We start from the raw sequence: 19,419 nt of genomic DNA, 5'->3' as shown, positions 1-19,419 counted from the left end.
GAAGGTTCGACACCATGACCAGCCCCACCGCGGTGGCCGCGGCGAAGTGGACCGCCGCCCACGACCTGGCCAGGGCCACCGCCTGGTACGGGCAGCACGACGGGCCGGTCGTGCTCAAGGGCACCACGAAGGTCCTGGTCGTCGGCGGCGCGGACGCGAGCGGGGCCGCCCTCGGCCAGGCCGCCGTCTACAACCCGGCCGACGACACCTGGAAGGCCACCGCCACCCAGCCCTCGCCCCGGCGCCTGCACACGGTGACCGCGCTGGCCGACGGCAAGGTCCTCGTCACCGGCGGCATCGGCGGCTCCACCGCGCCCGGCCTGGCCTCGGCCGAGGTCTACGACCCGGTGGCCGACACCTGGACCCCGGCCGGCACCATGAACCAGGCCCGCTGGGGCCACAGCGCCGTGCTGCTGCCGAACAACCTGGTCCTGGTCGCCGGCGGCACCGCCGTCCGGGCCGCCGGGACCACCCGGGCGCTGCGCTCCGCCGAACTGTACGACCCCGCCGCCACCACCGACGCCACCCGCTGGACGACGGTCGGCGACATGACCGACGCCCGCTCCGGACACCCCGCGGTGGTGCTCAAGGACGGCAGGGTCCTGGTGGTCGGCGGCACCGCCTCCGTCGGCACCGACCGGGACCCGGCGCTCGCCTTCTGCGAGCTGTACGACCCGGACCACAAGACCTGGACCCCGACCGGGAGCCTGCTCCACCCGCGCGCCCTGCACCAGGCCACCGCGCTCTCCGACACCACCGTGCTGGTGACCGGCGGCCGGGCGCCGGGCGCCGGCGACGACGGCACCTTCGACCCGCTCAGCCGGCGGACGGCGGAGAAGTACGACCTCGCCACCGGCGCCTGGACGGCCCTGAAGGACATGCCCGCCGGGCGCGCCCAGCACCGGGCCGTCGCCCTCGGCCCGGGCCTGGTCCTGGTGGCGGGCGGCACCGGCAGCGACGCCGACGAGGCCGGCTACCGCAGCGTCGTCCGCTACGACGCGGCCACCGACACCTGGACCGCCCAACCGGGGCTGCCCACCGGCCGGTGGGCCTTCGCCGCCGCGCTGCTGCCCGACAACCGGGTGCTCGTGGCGGGCGGCGCCGCCCGCTCCGGCCTGGCCGCCGCCGACCCGACGGCCACCGAACTCACCGCGGCCACCGAACTGTTCGACGGGAGCGGCGCATGACCGCGAACGGCTACTCGTTCCTGCCCTGGCTGCGCTCCGGCCTCTCCACCCGGATCACCGGCGACCCGGGCACCTCGCCCCGCGCCACCATCCCGGTCAAGCTGCTGCTGAGCGGCGAGGCCCTGGACGGCACCCCGCTCAGCCGGCCCGTCGAGCGGCCGGTGCAGCTCTACGGCCCGGGCGACGTCGTCGGCGTCGAAGCCCGCGCGATCTCCCGGCGCGAGCCGCTGCCGGGCACCACCAACATCGAGCCCAACCACCTGGCGCACATCGAGTTCTACGACGAGGACTTCCCCTGGCGCTACAGCCCGGCCGGGGCCGACGGCTCCACCGACCGCCTCGCCCCCTGGCTGGCACTCGTCGTCCTGGCCGCGAAGACCGACGCGACGGGCGCGCCCGCGGAGTTCGAGGAGGGCGGCGGCGGCGCCCCGCTGCCGTTCGTCACCGTCAAGAACCCCGCCGCGCTGCCCCCGCCGGACCAACTCGGCGCCTGGGCGCACGTCCACGTCCACGGCTCGCTGGACGACGCGGTGGTGGCCAGGGAGCTCTCCGGCCCCGGCGACCCGGTGCTGCAGGCACTCGCCGAGGTGCTGCGCACCGACCCGGACCGGGCCTGCTCCCGGCTGGTCTGCCCGCGCCACCTCCAGCACGACCGGACGTACGAGGCCTTCCTGGTCCCGGCGTTCGAGACCGGGCGGCTCGCCGGGCTCGGCCTGGACCCGGCCCTCGCGCCGGGCGCGCTGTACCCCGCCTGGGGCCCGCACTACCCCGACCGCAAGGGCGAGGGGCAACTCCCGTACTACCACCGCTGGTCCTTCACCACCGGTTCCACCGGTGACTTCCACTACCTGGTCACACTGCTGCGGCCGCGCCGCCCCGACCCGCAGGTCGGCCGCCGGGACCTGGACGTCCACCGCTCGGCCGGCCCCGGCCTGCCCCCGATCACCACCCCGGCGTCGATCGGCGGGGTGCTCCGGCTCGGCGGCGCGCTGCAGGTGCCCCGCCCGCCCGGGCAGCCGCCCGACGACTGGGAGAACTGGGACAACTGGTACGACCAGCCGGCTCCCGCCGCGCCCTACCCGCACCCCTTCCAGCAGGCGCTGGCGAACCTGGTCAACCTGGCCGACGCCTACCAGGACCGCACCCCGGCGGCCGCGCACGCCGCGCTGCCCGGCCCGCAGGCCAGGGCGCTGTCGGCCGGCGTCGACCCGGTGATCACCCCGCCGCTGTACGGCCGTTGGCACGCGCTCACCTCCAGACTGCTGATCGACGACGCCGGTCACCCGCTGCCCTCGCCCGCCAACCGCAACTGGGTGCACCGGCTCAACCTCGACCCGCGCAACCGGGTCGCCGCGAACTTCGGCACCCGGGTCGTCCAGGCCCGTCAGGACGAGTTCATGGACGCCGCCTGGGCCCAGATCGGCGACGTCCTGGAGGCCAACGCACGGATCCGGGCGGCCCACCTGGCCCGCGAGGTCGGCCACCGGCTCCAGGTCAAGCACCTGGACCCGCCGGCCGCGCCGGCCGGCGCGGTGGCACCGCCGCCGACCGGCAAGTACCTGACCCTGACCGCGCCCGCGCACCCCCGGGTCACCGCCCCCGCCGCCACCTCGGCGGCCGGACGGCTCGCCGGGACGGACGGCGGCACGGGGCTGGACGGCGGCACGGGCCAGGACGGGGGGACGGAGCAACTGGCCGTCGGCTTCCAGGTCGCGGCCAGCCAGGTCGCCGCCGCACCGCTGTCCGCCCCGATGCGGCGGCTCACCCGCCCCGGCAGCCGGCTGATGCGCTCGCTGACCTTCCCGCCGGAGCAGCCCCGCGAGGCGCTGGTGCCCCGGATGGACGCCGCCACCGGCGCGGTCACCGCCGCCGCGCCCAAGGTCAAGCCGGCCGCCCTGGTGACCCCGGGCCAGCTCGACCGGGCGCTGCACCCCGGCAGCGGCAGCGGCGTCCGGGCGGCAGCGGGGCCCGCGGGGTCCACCAACCCCGTCGGCTCCCTCCCGCACAGCCCGGACTTCGTCATCAAGGAGATCGGCGACCCCGCCCCGCCGACCACCGGCGGCACCGTGGACAGCCCGGAGGCCCAGCGGTTCAAGGACGCGCTCAACGAGCTCTACGACGGCTGGGACGCGTCCGCGGCCGTCGGACAGTCCGCCGTCCGGGAGCGGCTCGGCGTCGCCGGGACCACGGACGCGGTGCTGTCCCGCCTGCGCTCCGACACCACCGTCCCGAGGAGCCTGCTCGGTTCCGTCGACGTGCCCGACCGGCTGCGCGCCTTCGCCGAGCAGTTCATCGAGGCGATGGCCTACCCCGTGATCGACCTGCCGATGTACCAGTCGCTGATCGACCTCTCGGTGGAGGTGTTCGCACCCAACCTGAACCTGATCCCGGCGAACTCGATCACCCTGCTGGCCAACAACCGCCGGTTCATCGAGTCCTTCCTGGTCGGCCTCAACCACGAGATGGCCAGGGAGATGCTCTGGCGCGAGTACCCGACCGACCAACGCGGCACCCCGTTCCGGCAGTTCTGGGACCCGCGGGCGGTCCTCTCGCCGCCCGGCGAGACCCCCGAACAGCGCCGCGAGCGGCTGTACGACATCAAGCCGCTCCACCGCTGGGGCCCCACCGCCCTGCTCGGCCAGAACGACAACCGGCAGCAGCCCGGCACCACCCAGAAGGAGGACCTGGTGCTGGTCATCCGCGGCGAGCTGCTGAAGAAGTACCCCAACACGGCGGTGTACGCCCACAAGGCCGTCTGGCCGCTCGACGCCGACGGCAACCCGGTCACCACCGGGGAGCGCGTCCCCGCGCCGCTGCCCGACGAGGACCACCCGACCGCCGAGCTGATCCGGCTGCCGCTCTACGAGGCCAAGGTCGAACCCGACGTCCACCTGCTCGGCTTCGACCTCGACGCCGCCGAGGCCCGCGGCAATCCCCCCGGCGACCTCGGCTGGTTCTTCGTCCTCAAGGAGCGCCCCGGCGAACCGCGCTTCGGCGTCGACGAACCCGAGGGGCCGCTGCCGCCGGTCGAGGTCTGGAACGACCTCACCTGGCAGCACGTGGACCCCGACCACCTCGGCTTCCTCGAGTTCACCGACGCCACCCACGTCCCGCTGGCGCCCCTCGACGGCTCCCCCCACGACCTGGAGAAGCAGCAGCAGCGCAGCGAGGACGTCGCGCTGCCGCTCTGGTACTCCCGGCTGAGCTCGGCCGACCTCGCCTACATCCTCTTCCGGGCGCCGGTCATGGTCGCCATCCACGCACAGGAGATGCTCCCGGTATGGCCGACAACGCCCTGAGCGACGACTACCCGGTCCTGCTGGGCCCGGTACGGATCGAGACCAGGTTCACCGCGACCGAACTGCTGGTCCGCGTCTTCCCCGACGAGTGGTCGGTCGACTCCTTCGAACCCCGGCCCACCGAGGCCGAACTCGCCGCCCTCGACGCCTACTGGACGGCCCTGTGGCGCACCGGCGGCAACCCCGTGGGCGACCGGGCCGCCTGGCACGAGCTGGTCGGCCGGATCGTCGCCGGCCGGGCGACCTGGCTGCTGCGCGACCACCGGCCGGCCGACCCGGCCGACCGACCGATGCCGGTACCGGCCGGCACCACCGTGCTGGTCGTCCGCAGCGACACCGCGCTCCCCGCGGACGACCGTCAGCCGACCGTCGACCACTGGACGGCCGTCTGGCGCGCGCACGGCGACCGGGCCGCACTCCGGGCGGCCGACGCCGCGCTGCTCGCCGCCGTCGGCCCGACCAGGGCGGCGGCGATCAGCGCCCGCCGGCCCGCCGGGATCGAGACGGCCCCGCTCGACACCGGCAGCACCCCGCTGGTGGCCTTCCTGGTCGTGCCCCGCCCGCCCGCCGACGGCATCGCCCCCAAGTCCTGGACGGTCGCGGCCAGGGCGGGCCTGCTGCCCGACCACTTCCGGGTCCTGGGCTGGGCCGGCGGCCGCAAGGTCCTCGACATCGACGGGCAGCCCGTCCCGGCGAGCCTCCCGGTGAGCCCCGACCCGGCCTCCACCGAGCTGACGGTCGACGAGACCACCGGCGTGCTGACCGTCCCCGACGAACTGCGCTGGCTGACCGACTTCGGCCGGGCCGTCACGGTCGGCATGGGCTTCCGGATCCCGCTGACCGCCGACCTCGCCGGCGGACTCGACCGGCTGGTCGTGCTCGGCCTGCGCCGGCAGTCCACCCCGGACCGGTCCGCCGCCGACCTGACCGCCCTGCTCACCCGTCAGCTCCGCAGCCCCGCCGGGCTCAGCCTGCTGCCCCAGGGCACCCCCACCAACAACACCACCCAGGCACCCGCCGGCCTCGACCGCCGACAGGAGGCCGACGCGGGCCTGCGGTCCGCCGCCGGACTGCGGGCCGCCCCGGCCGGGACGGACTGGACCGCCCGCACCGACGGCCAGTGGTTCGCCGAACTGCTCGGCATCGACCCCGCCGACCTCGCCGGGATGCCCAACGCCGACGGCACCGACCAGCGCGACGCCCGCGCCGCCCACACCGCCCTGTGGCCCGCCACCTGGGGCTACCACCTGCAGACCACGCTGCACCCGGTGTTCAGCCGGGCCGTCGTCGAGCAGACCCGGCAGTTCCACCTCCGCCACGTCTCCGGCCGCGGCCCCGTCCCGGCCGTACGGATCGGCCGGCAGCCCTACGGAATCCTGCCCACCACCGCGTTCTCCCGGCTCGCCTGGCCGGACACCGCGCCCACCGCCGCCCACCGGCGCGGCCTGCACACCGTGCTCCAGGCCGCCGCCGCCGACTGGCAGACCGCCGCCGGCCAGGTCGCCCACCTCGGCGGCCGGGCCGACGACGCACACCAGCACCTGCTGGACATCCTCGCCCTGCACCCCACCTCCGCCGAGTACCACCAGCGGTACGCCCAGAGCGTCGAGGACGTCTTCAACCGGGAGAACCTCGGCGCGCTCGGCTCGACCGTGCTGCCCGCCCTGGAACGGCTGAACATGCCCGGCCCGATCCGCGCCCTGCTCACCCGCCTCGGCTACCCCGGCAGCGGCCCCGCCCAGGACCCGGACCTGATCCGCCGCCTGTTCGTCGACACCCAGCACCCGCTGCTCGCCCCCGCCGTCGACGACCGCCCGCTCTCCGAGACCGACCCGATCCGGCCCTACACCGCCGACGGCGCCAACTACCTCCAGTGGCTGGCCGCACACGCGCGCACCGACCTGGAGACCATCCGCACCGAAGCCGGCTTCCCCGCGGACGACCGGCCGTCCGCGCTGCTGTACCTGCTGCTGCGCCACGCGCTGCTGCTGGGCTGGGCGGACGCCGCCACCGAACTGGCGATCGCCGCCGGGGTCGCGAGCCCCGCCGAGACCGCCGCGGCCGACCCGGCGTTCATCCACATCAGGATCCCGGCGCCGGGCCGGACCATCCCGAGCGAGAGCCGGTTCCGGCGGCTGTACTCGCCCTCGCCGGAGATCACCGGAGACCCGCGCCGCCTGGTCGTCGACCACATCCCGCGGGTCCTCGGCACCGCCCCCGGCACCGCCCGCCTGGCCGAACAGGCCGCCGCCCTCGACCTGTTGGCCACCCTGCCCACCGCACGGCTGGAACGCGTCCTGGCCGAGCACCTGGACTGCGCCACCTACCGGCTCGACGCCTGGCGCCTCGGCCTGGCCAACGAACGGCTCGCCGAACTGCGGTACGGCCCCGACGGCACCGCCCCCGCCGGACGCGGCCTCCACCTCGGCGCGTACGGCTGGCTGGAGGACGTCCGCCCCAGCGGGACACAGCTGACCCCGGTCACCCTGACCGGCCCGCTCGCCCAGGTCTTCCAGGGCGGCCGACCACTGGTGCACGACGACCGGAACGGCGGCCACCTGCACGCCCCGTCCCCCGGCCAGGCCCGCACCGCGGCCGTCCTGCGGGCCGGCTACCTCGCCAACGGCTCACCGCAGAACCCCGGTTCGTTCGCGGTCGACCTCAGCTCCGGGCGGGTCCGGACCGCACTCGGCCTGCTCGACGGCATGCGCCAGGGCCAGTCCCTGGGCGCCCTGCTCGGCTACCGGCTGGAACGCGCCCTGCACGACGCCCACCAACGGGCCGAGGTCGACTTCCTGATCTCCGCCCTGCGCCTGAAGTTCCCGCTCCGGGCCGGCCGGATCGCGCAGACCGTCCCGCGGCAGGCCGACCAGCCCGACCCGGCCAAACCCCTCGCGATCGAACAGGTCGAGGCCCACAACGTCGTCGACGGCCTCGCCCTGGTGCGCCAGGTGACCCGCAACAACGTCCCGGCCGCATACCCCTTCGGCCTGGACGGCCTCCCCGCGGTCAACCCCGACCAGCAGGCCGTCGTCGACCAGGCCGTCCAGGACCTGCTGGACGTCCACGACGCGCTCGCCGACCTCGCCGTCGCCGAGGGCACCCACCAGGCGCTGCTGGGCAACCACGAACGCGCCTCCACCACCCTCGACGCCTACGCCAAGGAAGGCCTGCCCCCCGAACCCGCCGTGGTCACCACACCCCGCAGCGGCACCACCCTGACCCACCGCCTCGGCCTGCGGCTGACCCCCGGCCTCGCACCGGACAACGGTGTGCCGCCGTTCTCCCACAACACCCCGCGCGCCCAGGCCGAGCCCGCCGTCAACGCCTGGCTGCCCGCCCTGCTCCCGCCGCCCGGCGACGTCGTCGCCCTGGTCACCTGGACCGACCCGGTCACCGGACTGGCCCGCCGCCGCGCCGTCAGCCAGGCCGACACCGGCCTGCAGCCGATCGACCTGCTCTGGGCGCTGCGCCCGGTGGGCGAGAGCACCATGTCCGACCTCGACGACCGGATCGTCGGCGTCGTCATCGCCGCCGAGAACCCGCGGCCGGACGCCGAACTGACCATCCGCTACACCGAGCGGGTCACCGGCCCGCTCGCCGGCCAGGTTACCGGCACGGCCCCCGACACGGTCACCTTCTTCGAACTCTCCCCGCTGATCGCCGCGTTGCGCGCGCTGCTGACCACCGCCCGGCCGCTGCGCCCCAGCGACCTGGTGCCCGCCGCCGGGCCGGCCCCGGCCGACCGGGCCGCCGACACGGCCGTCTCGCTGCCCCGGGAACGCCCGGCCGCGGTACGGGCCTCGCTGGACGCCCTGCGCAAGGACGTCGAGAGCTACCTCGCCACGCTGGCGCCGCTCTACCCGGCGGACGCCCCGCCCCAGCGCCCGAAGATCCTCGCCGGCATCGACACCCTGCTCACCGGGTACGCCCGACTGGTCACCACGGCCGGCGGCTTCGGCATGGTCCGCAGCGGCTGGAGCGAACTCGCCATGTGGCGCCGCGGCGTCTTCACCGACGTGCTGGCCGCCGTGGCCGAGGCCGCGACCCGGATGGCCAAGGCGCTGGCCAAGGCCGACACGCTGCTGGCCGGCTACGACGCCCTGCCGGCCGACACCTCCGACCCGGAGCGCTTCCGGCTGCTCCAACAGGCCGAACGGCTGATCGCCACCAAGCCCACCGCACCGCTGCCGCCCCGGCCCGCACTGCTGCGCCTCGTCGTCGCCGAGCGGCGGCAGGCCTTCGACGGCAGACTGCGGTCCCTGAACGCGGAGGCGAGGACCCTCACCACGACCCTCGGCGGTCTGCTCGCCGAGGTCGCCGCCGAACTCCCGCTGACCGACTTCGACCCGACCGACCTCAGCCTCCAGCCCTTCCAGGACCGGGTCGTCCGCTACGGCCGCGACCTGCTGGACCGGGCGAACGCGCTGCGCACCGAGATCCTCGCCCGGCTCGCCGCCGCGGACCGGGCACTCGCCGACCACGACGCGGCGGTCACCGGGCCGGACCGGGTCGGGGCGGCGATCGAGGCGCTCAGGGCGCTCATCGGCCAGGACGTCCTCGCCGTACCGGAGTTCACCCCCGACCCGCAGCTCGCCGCGGACTGGAAGAAGGCCCTCGGCGACAGCGACGGACTCGTCCGACACCTCACCCGGCCCCCGTTCGGACGGGACTTCCCGGTCGACGACTGGGCGCACGGCATCGCGCGGGTCCGCGAGAAGCCCCGGCTGTGGGAGACGGCCGTCCTGCTGAGCGACGCCCTGCGCGGGCCCGGCGGACTCCTCGGCGACCTGCTCCGGTCCGCCGAACCGCAGTTGACGCCGATCCAGCTGCCGTACCGGCCGGACGACCACTGGCTGGCCATGGAGTTCGCACCCGGCACGACCATCACCGAGGACAAGGTGCTGTTCACCGCCCACTACGCACCCGACCCGCTGATCCCCCCGCCCACCCAGGTCGGCCTGCTGTTCGACGAGTGGACGGAAGTCATCCCCGCCGACCGCGAGACCACCGGGATCGCGGTGCACTACCAGGGGCCGGACTCCGAACCGCCGCAGGCCATGCTGCTGGTCGTGCCGCCGGTCCGCACCGGCAGCTGGAACACCGACGACCTGATCGCCGCGATCGGGGAGACCCTCGACCTGGCGAAGTCCCGGGCCGTCGAGCCCGAGCACCTCGACGGCACCGCGTACGCCCAACTGCTGCCGGCCACCGTCATGTCCGCCACCCGGCAGCCGATCACGATCTCCACCGACCTCGCGATCGCCAACCAGCGCTGGAAGGCCGCCCATGACTGAGCCCCGCATCGACGACCTGGCCCAGGCGCTCGCCGACCGGGCCCGTCCGGCCGTCGGGATCTGGAACCGGCTGGAGGGCCGACCGCGCACCACCGACTTCGAGCGGGCGCTCCGGGCCGAAGTACGGGACCCCCTCTGGCTGTTGACCCGGCAGTGGCAGCTCGGCGAGTTCCGGGGCAGCGACGCCGGCTCCCCGGTCACCGCGACCTACTCGATCGCCGGCGCCCGGCCCAGCCGGTTCCGCCCGGCCGGTGGGGCCGCCGAACCGCTCCCGCCGGACCGGCCGCTGGAGGCCCTGGCCGAGCGGCGCGCGGTGCCGTTCACGGCGGGCGCCGACCCGATCGCCTTCGACCTGCGGCTGGCGATCGGCCGACGGTGGCTCAAACTGCTGGGCCGAGACCCGCTGTTGGGCAGCGTGGCCTTCGACTTCCGCGGCCAGTACGTCCGGCTGTACCCGGTCGCCCTGCCCGACCCGACCCGGGACGGCGACGCCCCCAGGGTCGCCCACCCGGAGGTCTGGGCGACCCTGCAGGCCGTCGCCGGGCGCCGGATGGACGGCTACCTGCTCTACCGGCACATCAAGGGCGGCGGCCGCGCGTCGGACGGCATCAGCGACCTGCTGCACCTGCACCACCCCGCGCTCGACGCGCTCGGGGACGGCCTGGTCGCCTGGTTCGACGACCTGATCGACCAGCCGCAGGCGGACGACGCCTGGGACCCGCGCCGCCTGGAGCACCGGTTCTCGGTGGCCGGCACCGACCCCTCGGGAGCCGAGAAGGTCCTCACCGCGCAGGAGTACCACGGCGGCGAGCTGGACTGGCACGCCTTCTCGATCGACCCGACCGGCCCGGTCGGCGGCACCGAGCCGCCGCCCCCGCCGATCAAGCGCACGGTGTTCCCGGTGCCGCTCCGGTACGCGGGCATGCCGCTGCCGCGCTGGTGGGCGATCGAGGACGGCGGCACCAACTTCGCCGCGGTGTCGCCGGACAGCACGGACCTGGCCCGGCTGATCTTCCTGGAGTTCGCGCTGGTCTACAGCAACGACTGGTTCCAGCTCCCGTGCGAGCTGCCGGTCGGGACGCTGGCGTCGATCCAGGGCCTCGCGATCACCGACGTGTTCGAGCAGCGGCTGTGGATCACCCCGGCGGGCACCGGGCGGGAGGAGGACTGGCAGCGCTGGTCGATGTTCACCCTCGACACGATGGGCGCCGGTCCCGCCACCGCCGCGGACACCGGCCTGCTGCTGCCCGCGAGCGTGCCGAAGATCGCCGACGGTCCGTCGCTGGAGGAGGTGTCGCTGATCCGCGACGAGAACGCCAACCTGGTCTGGGGCATCGAACTGACCGTCCCGCAGGCCACCGGCGAGGGCCGCCGGGGCAGCGAGGCCGCCTCCGAGATCCAGGCCCACCACCTGCGACTGCACCCGCCCGCCCCACCGGACGGGCCGCTGGCGCCGATCGCCTACGAGGCGATGAACTCCGTCCCGGAGCACTGGATCCCGTTCATCCCGGTGCACGTGCCCGGCGACAACCGCACCGTCCAGCTCCAGCGCGCGGCGATGCCCGATGTCGTCGGCGTCCTGCCGCCCGTCCAGCCGAGGACCTCCCTGCTGCGCGAGGGGCTGGACGCGACGCCGCCGCACGCGTACTTCGTCAACCAGGAGGAGGTCCCGCAGTCGGGCACCCGCCTCACCGTCGCCTACCACCGGACCAGGTGGCGCGACGGGCGGGTCTGCGTCTGGCTCGGCGCCCGACGCGGCGCAGGCCGCGGCGAGGGCTCCAGCGGCCTCGCCTTCGACCTCCTCGTCGACACCCCGACGAAGGCGCCGCACTGACGGAGGCGCCGCACTGCCGGGCGACCGGCCGCGCTCGGTCGGGGGCGTGGTGCCCCGGCAGAGCGCGGCCGGCGGGGTTACGCGGTGAGCTGCCGGCGGTCGACCACCGTGCGGAGCTTGCCGCTGGTGGGCGTCCGCTCGAAGGCGGCGGAGTCGGCGGTCTCGACGGTGAAGTCGAGCAGGCCCTCGTCCACGGCCGAGCCCAGCTCGGGAACGGCGGTCAGGAACGCGGCGCGGGCGGCCGGCCCGTCCTGGGCGTACCGCCTGTCGAGCCGGACGGCGGCGCGCTCGCGGGCCCCGCCGGTGTCCAGGAGCAGTTGCAGCTCTCCCCGGTAGCCGAGTTCCTCCTGCGCCACCGCGATGAAGCGCCGGACGTTGAGGAAGTAGGTGCCGACCCGGACGACGTCCCCGTAGCGGCCGAGGAGTTCGATGCGGGGGGTGTGGCTGCCGCAGGGGCAGACGCCCTCGACGGCGCGGCCGAGGTCGCCGATCTGGTAGCGCTCCAGGCGCTGCCCGGCCCGGGTGCGGCTGGTGAAGACCAGGCGGCCGGGCTGTCCGGCGGGTGCCGGGCGGTCGGCCTCCGGGGCCAGGATCTCCAGGGTGTGCAGGTCGGTCAGGACGTGGTGGACCGAGCCCTCGGAGTGGGTGCACTGGTAGCCGAGCGGCCCCAGGTCGGTGCTGCCGTACGCGGCCGAGCGGATCAGCTCGACGCCGAACTCCTCGGTGAGCAACCGGCGTTGCTCGGCCGTGAAGTGCTCGCCGCCGTAGAACACCTTGCGGATCCCGCCGTACGCGCGCAGCACGGCGCCCTGGTCGTGGAACAGCTGCCAGAGGTAGGACGGCATGCCGAACACGGTGTCCGCCCGGTGGGTCACCAGCGCCTCGGCGGTGGCGGCGTGGTCGGGGCCGGCGGCGATCGGGAGCTGGGTGGCGTTGAGGCGCTCCAGGATCGAGAAGAAGCTGATGAAGCTGCCGTACATGCCGCCGCAGTAGAACAGGTTGGCGGCGCGGTCCCGGGCCGGGTCGAACCCGGCGGAGAGCAGGCCGTCGGCGCAGGCCCGCATCTGGGTGTCGTAGTCGGCGTTGGTGAACACCGACAGGGCCGGGGCCCCGGTGCTGCCGCCGCTGCGGAAGTGGAGGTGGGCGTGCTCGGGCGCGAGGGTGCGCAGCTGCTCCTGCACCCCGGCCTTGTCCAGCAGCGGGCCGCCCGGCGCGGCGGGGACGAAGGCCGGGGCCGCCAGGTCGTCCAGACAGGCGGTGCTGGCGAAGGCCTCGTCGGTGCGGACGCTGACGCGGCGGCTGTAGCGCTGCAGCGCGTAGACGCCGTCGTGGGGTTCGCCGTGGTAGCTGTCGAGCATCCCGCCGACGGGGGTGACCCGCAGCACGCCGGCGGCGAGCACCGCCTGCGACAGCCGGGCGACGTCGGCCCGGCTGCCGCCGATCGCGGCGGTCTGCAGGTACCGGCGCATCGGGCGCAGCACGGTCATGACGCTGGCGCGGGGCAGCGGCTTGACCCAGACACTGCGGTGCAGCGGCGAGGCGGCCAGGGCGGGGCGGGTGTCGGCGAGGACCCGCCAGGACCCGTCCTCGGCGGCCAGGACCCTGGTGAGACCGAGGTGCTCCTCCAGCCGGGCGATCAGTTCGGTGGTGGTGATCTCGGCGTGCTCGGCCGGTTCGAGGTCGGGCCGGGGCAACTCGGCGGAGGCGGCGGCGAGACGGGCCGCGAAGCGCTCGGCGAAGGCGAAGACCTCGTCCTCGCTCTCGCTCTCGCTCCGGGGGTCGGTGTCGAGGTAGATCACCTGGGGGCTTGAGCAGGCCTGCTGCTCGAAGCGGCAGACGTCGGCGGCGAGCGCGTCCAGGGTCGCCCGGTCCGACCAGGCGTCACGGGTCAGGTAGGCGAAGGAGATCCGGTGCCCCCACTCGACCAGGCGGCAGCCGGCCGGGACGAGCTCGGAGACCGAGCGGACGGCGTCCTCGCCGCCCCAGACCGCCACCGCGTCGGCGGCCCCGCAGATCAGCCGCAACCACTCGGTGCGCGCGGAGGGGAAGCGGAGCGCGATGATCCGGCGGGCGAGGGCGCCGGTCGGGTCGGCGGCGGCCAGCTCGGCGAGCAGGTGCTGGGCGAGCGGGGTGTCGGCGCTGCTGGTCTTCAGCACGTTGAGGTTCCCGGTGAGCAGGCCCTCGATCACGCTCAGCGGGGCCACGGCGGCGGCGTTGCCGGGGGCGATGTGGACCAGGAGGCCGACCGGGGCCCATGCCTCGAAGGTGGTCTCGCGCGCGTCGGGCCGGGTGAGCCGCTCGGGGCGCAGTCCGCCGAGTTCGCGGCGCAGCTTGCGTTCCAGGGCCGGGCGGGCGATCGCACCGGCGATCTCGGCGAGCGTCACCGCCGCTTCGGCCGGGTCGACGCCGCCACCGCTGCCGTGGTCGCTGCTGTCGGTGAGTTCGGCGAGCAGGCGGGCGCGGACCGGGCTGCCCGGCGTGCCGAGGGCCTCGGCGAGCTGCTGGCAGGCGCTCAACACCAGCTCGGTGGGCAGGGGTTCGGCCAGGACGCGGGCGGCGAGCCCGGGGAGTTCGGCGAGCCGGCGGGCGGCCTCCTCGTCGTCGACGAACGAGCCCTGCCAGAAGTGGGCTCCGGCCGTTGCGAGTTCGGGGTTCTTGGCGGCCACGGGGGTCTCGGCGGCCACGGGGGTCTCGGGGGCTTCCGGGTTCACGACATTCCCTTCAGGAGTTCGGCGGCGGCTGCGGCGCAGTTGCGGTTCCGGCTGACCCCGGCGCGGCCGTGGACGGTGAACCACGGGGTGGGCAGCGGGCAGGGGCATTCCTGCGCGGGGTGCAGCGAGGCGAGGTCGCCCATGACGACGCTCTGCGCCGGCACCGAGGTGATGTACGGGGAGACGAGGTGGAGGAAGCCGCGTTCGCCGTACGGCAGCGGCTCCAGGGTGCGGGTGTCGCGCACGGCCGCCCGCGACCAGACCGGGACGTGCAGGCGGTGGTGCCCGCACTCGATGTACGGCACGCAGTGCTCGACCGAGCCGAAGGTGTCGCGGATGCGGTCCGAGGGGATGCCCAGCTGCTCGGTGACCCCGGCGTAGAACTCCTCCTTGCCGATCTGCCGGTCGGTGTGGCCCTTCCAGCCGCCGCCGAGCAGGACCAGGGAGCCGGCCGGCAGTTGGAGCGGCGGCAGGCCGAGGGCGCGCATGCGCTCCAGGGTGAAGTGCAGGAACGCGGGGAAGCCCAGGATCCGGACCGGCAGGCCGTCCTCGGCGTAGCGCCGCAGCGCCTCGATGCAGCCGTGGACGTCGAACTCGTGGCCGCTGCCGGTGTGCCGCAGCGCGTGGGTGGTGTGGTTCGCCGGGGCGAAGTCGCACAGGTAGTTGTCGGTGAACGAGGTGCCGAGCTTGAGCTGCGGGGCGGGCTCGTAGCTGTACAGCAGGTAGTTGACGGGCTGGTCGGGCGTGATCCAGCCGTAGTGGTCGAAGATCCGGGCCACCATGCGCTGCGCGGAGCGGATCGTCCAGGTGTCGAAGAACATCTGCGACTTCTGGCCGGTGGTGCCGGAGGAGGTGAGGTGCAGGAACACCTCCTCCCGGGGGATGGAGAGCACCTCGTGCCGCTTGAAGAAGTTGGCGTGCACCAGGGGCGTGCGGACCCCCTCGCCGAGGGTCGGCGCCGGGGTCTCCACCGGGGCGTCCAGCAGCGACCGGAGGAACGGCGAGCGCTGGGCGTGCCAGGCGTGGGACTCGGCCATCGCGGCGGCGAACAGGGCGTCGGTCTCCGGCCCGGCCGCGTACGGGGCGGCCAGGTCGCACAGCTGCTGGACGTGCGGGAGCGCGGCGGGGTCGGGGACCTCGACCGGCGCGAGATGGGGGTTCACAGGAGGGGTGTTCACGGGGAATCCTCGGGAAGGGGCAGGTAGGTCGAGGTCCAGGCGGTCAGGTAGGCCGCCAGGTACGGCTGGAGCTGGGCGCTGACGGCTGTGGTCCGGAAGTCGATCTGACGGCTGGTGCGGGACAGCACCACGTAGTCGTGGAACCGGTCGCCGATCCGGCGCATCGCCGGGTAGACGGCGCTCGGGATGAACCCGGCGGCCAGGAAGGCGTCGAGCCCGGCGGTGTCGGCCAGCGGCAGCAGCGTCTCGACGTAGTCGGCGCCGGCGCGGGTGACGGCCGCCATCAGCGGCTCCAGCGCCCCGGTGACGGCCGCCGGGGACGGGTGCACCGCGATCAGCGAGCAGCTGGCGGCGGCCCGGTCCAGGTCGGCGTACGCCTCGAAGGCGCCGTCGGGCGGGGTGAGGACGGTGTTCGGGAGGTGCAGCGGGAAGAAGCGTTCCGCCGGGTCGGGGAAGAGCTCCAGGAACCGGCGGCGGATGAAGCCGGGGGCGCTGATCAGCTCCATCGGCGCGGTGACCGGTGCCGTCCGGTGGGCGGCCCGCGCGGGGCCGTCCGTGGTCCGCGGGCGGCCGTAGTCGACGCCGGTGCTGCGCCGGGCCGCCTCCAGCAGCGGGACCAGGGCACCGGGCACCGGGTCGACGCCCTGCCGCCGGGCCAGGACGCCGTCGGCGTGCCGGGCGAACAGCGCGAGGCTCTCGCACCCGGCCACTTCGACGGCGTTCGGCATCAGGCCCAGGGCCTGGAAGCCGTTGCGGGCGAGGACCTGTTGGGGACCGGGGGTGACCACCCGGGCGGTGGCGTAGACCGAGTCCAGCGCGCCGGTGGCGAAGGCGTCCGCGCAGACCGAGGCGGTCAGCCGTCCGGCCAGCCCGCCGCCGCGCTGCTCCGGGTGGACCGCCAGGCCCACCAGCTTGCCGATCCGGCCGCCGGGGTCGGTCTGCACCGCCACCGAACCCGCCAGCTGGTCGGCGTCCTCGGGGCGGGCGGTCAGCCAGTGGGTGTGCGGGTCGTCGATCAGTCGGCGCATCTCCTCGGGGTCACTGCCGAGCGCGACCGGGTAGCCGTGACCGTAGACGTCGAAGTAGAGCTGCCGGAGCTGTGCGACGTCCTGCGGCACCGCCGGGGCGATCGTCACGGTCATCGCACGTCCCCGATCGACTGCGGTGCGGCCGCTTCGGGGCCGGACGCCTCGGGCGCGGCAGCTTCGGGCGCGGCCGCTTCGCGCCGGCCGGTCCACCACAGCGCGGCGGCGACCGGCAGCACGCCGAGCGCCTGCACCAGGCACAGCGTCCGCGGCGAGAGGTGGTCGCCGAGCAGGCCGAAGGCCAGCGAGGACACCGGGAAGGTCGCCCCGAGCAAGGCCTGCATGACCGCGAAGAAGCCGGGCCGGTCCTCGGCCGGGACCAGCCGTTGGAACAGCGCCACGAACCGTACGCCGATCACCCCCACGGACCAGCCGGCGACCGCCATCGCTCCGACGGCCGGGGCCTGTCCGGCGGCCAGGCCGGGCAGGGCCAGCGCGGCGGCCATCAGGCCCAGGCAGCCGGCGCCGACCGCGGTCGGCGTGCCCGGGAGCCGGCCGCCCGTGAAGGAGCCCACCAGCGTGCCGGCGCCGAGGGCCGCCTCCAGGGCGGCGACGGTCGAGCCGTCTGCGTGCAGCACCGTCCGGGTGTACAGCGGCATCACCACGAACACCGCCGTGGTGAACACGTTCGCCGCGGTGAAGCAGAGCAGCACCCGGCGGATGAACGGCAGTTCGGCGAGGATCCGGCGCAGCGGCCGCCGGGCGGCGAACGGTGCGCCGTCCCCGGCCGCGGTGTCCGGTGCGTCGTCCCCGCCCGGTTCACCCGGTGCGGCCGGTGCGCCCGGGGCGGTGGGGAAGCGGGTCGCCCCGATCAGGGCGGCCGCCAGCAGGTAGGCACCGGCGCACCCGGCGACGATGCCGGCCAGGCCCGCGCCGTCGACCACCAGCGGGCCCAACAGCCCGCCGGCGAGGCCGGCCAGCGACTGGGTGGCGAGTTCGAAGCCGGTCGCGGCCTCGATGTCGGCATCCTCCACCAGCTCGGGGACGGACGTGGTCAGGCACGGGTCGAAGACCGCCTGGCAGCCGGCCAGCAGCAGTGCGGCACCGTACATGACGGCCATCGGCGGGGTCGCGGCGTACGTCCAGCCCGCCGTGCCGAGCGCGACCAGCCCGGCGACGGCCGCCGAGGCGCCCAGCACCGTGCGGTGCGGGCGGCGGGCGATGAGCGAGGCCACCAGCGGTGCCAGTGCGACGGCGGGCAGGGTGCTGACGGCGAGGAAGGCGCCCGAGGCGAGGCCGCGGTCCGAGCCCGCGGCGTAGCCGACCAGCCACCACACGGCGCCGACCTGGAACATCCGTCCGGCGGCCTGGGTGAGGACCTGCGCGGCCCAGACGGCGGCGAAGCTCCGGTTGCGCAGGACGAGCGGGCGGCGGCGGGCGGTCGCCCCGGTCGCCTCGGCGGCCGTCATGAGTGCGGCCGTTCGTCGAGGACGCGGATCAGCTTGCCGGTCCGCGCGTTGACCGCGAGCTCGTGCGGACGCACCCAGGTGACGGACAGCGGGTGGACGTGGCCGGCGGCGACCGCCTCCGGGTACAGCGGCCGCGCCGTGTGGACACCGGCCGTGACGGCGGCGGCCAGCTCGGGGAGCCCGGCGGGGTTCCGGTCGCAGGCCAGCCGCAGGACCAGCCCGTCCCGGCCGTCCCAACGGCGGATCACCAGCTGCACGCCGATCACCCGGCCCGTCGGGTCGGCGGCCCGGACGAGGTCGAGCACGTCCTGGGTGTACAGCGACACCGGCCCGACCCGGACGCCCTCCTGGGCCCGGCCGAGGATGCGGAACCGCCCGTTGGCGACATCGGTCCATTCCGCGCGGTCCCCCACGGGGTAGCGCAGTACGGGCATCAGCCGTCGCCGCAGGTCGGTCACCACGACCCGGCCCGGCACGCCCTCGGTGTCGATCGGCTCGCCGGTGTGGTCGTCGAGGATCTCCACCACCGTCTCCGGGGTGAACGCCCGGTGCACCCGGGTGTCCGGCCCCGGTACCGGCCGGCCGAGCAGCCCGGCGTCGACGGCGGCGTAGCCGATCGAGGAGACACGGGCGTTGGGGAACACTTTGCCCAGCAGCGGCTGCTGGTCCTGGTAGAGGCCCTCGCCGCCGAACAACAGCAGCTCGACCGAGGGGAGTTCGCGGCCGGAGGCCAGCAGGTGGTCGGCCAGTGCGCACAGCGTCGTCGGGGTGCCGGCCACCACCTCGACCTCGAACTGTTCCAGGGTGTGCGCGGTCGACTCCAGGGGCGCGGCCCCGCCGATCGGCAGTCGGACGTTGGAGACGGGGGAGCGGTGGAGCGAGTCGAGGATGAAGGTGTAACTGGCGTACAGGTCGCCCGCGTAGAAGAGGTCGGCGACCCGGTGCCCGGGGCGCAGCCCGGCATCGACCAGTCCGGCGCCGAAGGAGGTGGTGAACTCCCGCCACTCCTCCCGGCTGTAGAACGAGAACTTCGGCGAGCCGGTGGTGCCACCGCTCTTGAAGACGACCGCCTCGTCCAGCGGCCCGGTCAGCAGCCGGTTGCCGCGAGGCGTGTTGGCCTGCCAGAACTCGGTCTGCGGGACGACCGGGAGATCGGTCAACCGCGCGGCCGAGGCGGGTAGGCCGGCGTACAGGTCGGCGTAGAAGGGCGAGTTGTGGCGGGCGAAGCGTATGAGTTCCGCTATGGGTTGGACGGGCATCAGTTCCTGCTTTTGGGCGTGCGAGGGCGGAGCGAGGTCGCGCGGGACGCGACTTCGCCCGACGGGTCGGGGGCGATTCATGGGGCCGGTGGTCGGCGGAAATCGATTCCGCTGCGACTCATCCGGTCACGGGATGGAGAAAGGACCGCGCCCGCGCACC

At 75.0% G+C, this 19,419-nt stretch carries 9 protein-coding genes; 4 read left to right on the top strand and 5 right to left on the bottom strand.

Annotation, left to right across the window (positions count from 1 at the left end; translation table 11 throughout):
• The first annotated feature begins 14 nt into the window (after positions 1–14).
• The 4 genes from ABTY61_RS15725 to ABTY61_RS15710 are packed head-to-tail and all read left to right on the top strand — an operon-like array spanning position 15 to position 11,617.
• On the top strand, positions 15–1,187 hold the full coding sequence (locus tag ABTY61_RS15725) for a Kelch repeat-containing protein (RefSeq protein WP_350505532.1): 1,173 nt from the start codon (positions 15–17) through the stop codon (positions 1,185–1,187).
• A complete protein-coding gene (locus ABTY61_RS15720) occupies positions 1,184–4,486 on the top strand; it encodes a hypothetical protein (protein WP_350505531.1) in 3,303 nt (1,100 codons plus the stop codon). Before ABTY61_RS15725 ends, ABTY61_RS15720 begins: the two co-directional genes overlap by 4 nt.
• Complete coding sequence (locus tag ABTY61_RS15715; protein ID WP_350505530.1) at positions 4,468–9,783, top strand: hypothetical protein; 5,316 nt, start codon at positions 4,468–4,470, stop codon at positions 9,781–9,783. Before ABTY61_RS15720 ends, ABTY61_RS15715 begins: the two co-directional genes overlap by 19 nt.
• The gene (locus ABTY61_RS15710) at positions 9,776–11,617 is read left to right on the top strand and encodes a hypothetical protein (protein ID WP_350505529.1); all 1,842 of its coding nucleotides are present in this window, start codon (positions 9,776–9,778) and stop codon (positions 11,615–11,617) included. The genes ABTY61_RS15715 and ABTY61_RS15710 overlap by 8 nt, the downstream gene beginning before the upstream one ends.
• 77 nt (positions 11,618–11,694) lie before the next feature.
• Here ABTY61_RS15710 and ABTY61_RS15705 read toward each other — a convergent pair whose 3' ends face one another.
• The 5 genes from ABTY61_RS15705 to ABTY61_RS15685 are packed head-to-tail and all read right to left on the bottom strand — an operon-like array spanning position 11,695 to position 19,259.
• Entirely contained in the window at positions 11,695–14,328 is a 2,634-nt protein-coding gene (locus tag ABTY61_RS15705; RefSeq protein ID WP_350505528.1) for an acyl-CoA reductase, read from the bottom strand.
• Positions 14,325–15,491 (bottom strand): LuxE/PaaK family acyltransferase, encoded by a 1,167-nt coding sequence (locus ABTY61_RS15700; RefSeq protein ID WP_350505694.1) that lies wholly within the window; start codon positions 15,489–15,491, stop codon positions 14,325–14,327. The genes ABTY61_RS15705 and ABTY61_RS15700 overlap by 4 nt, the downstream gene beginning before the upstream one ends.
• A gap of 11 nt (positions 15,492–15,502) precedes the next feature.
• Positions 15,503–16,648, bottom strand: coding sequence for a GNAT family N-acetyltransferase (locus ABTY61_RS15695; RefSeq protein ID WP_350505527.1), 1,146 nt, complete (start codon positions 16,646–16,648; stop codon positions 15,503–15,505).
• On the bottom strand, positions 16,645–18,000 hold the full coding sequence (locus ABTY61_RS15690) for an MFS transporter (protein WP_350505526.1): 1,356 nt from the start codon (positions 17,998–18,000) through the stop codon (positions 16,645–16,647). Before ABTY61_RS15690 ends, ABTY61_RS15695 begins: the two co-directional genes overlap by 4 nt.
• Positions 17,997–19,259 carry a phenylacetate--CoA ligase family protein gene (locus ABTY61_RS15685; protein WP_350505525.1) on the bottom strand — a complete coding sequence of 421 codons (1,263 nt, stop codon included), beginning with the start codon at positions 19,257–19,259 and terminating at the stop codon, positions 17,997–17,999. Before ABTY61_RS15685 ends, ABTY61_RS15690 begins: the two co-directional genes overlap by 4 nt.
• Between the last annotated feature and the right edge of the window lie 160 nt (positions 19,260–19,419).

This window comes from Kitasatospora sp. NPDC096128 (genome assembly GCF_040303105.1).
Lineage (GTDB): Bacteria > Actinomycetota > Actinomycetes > Streptomycetales > Streptomycetaceae > Kitasatospora.
This window is presented reverse-complemented; position numbering and strand designations above follow the sequence as displayed.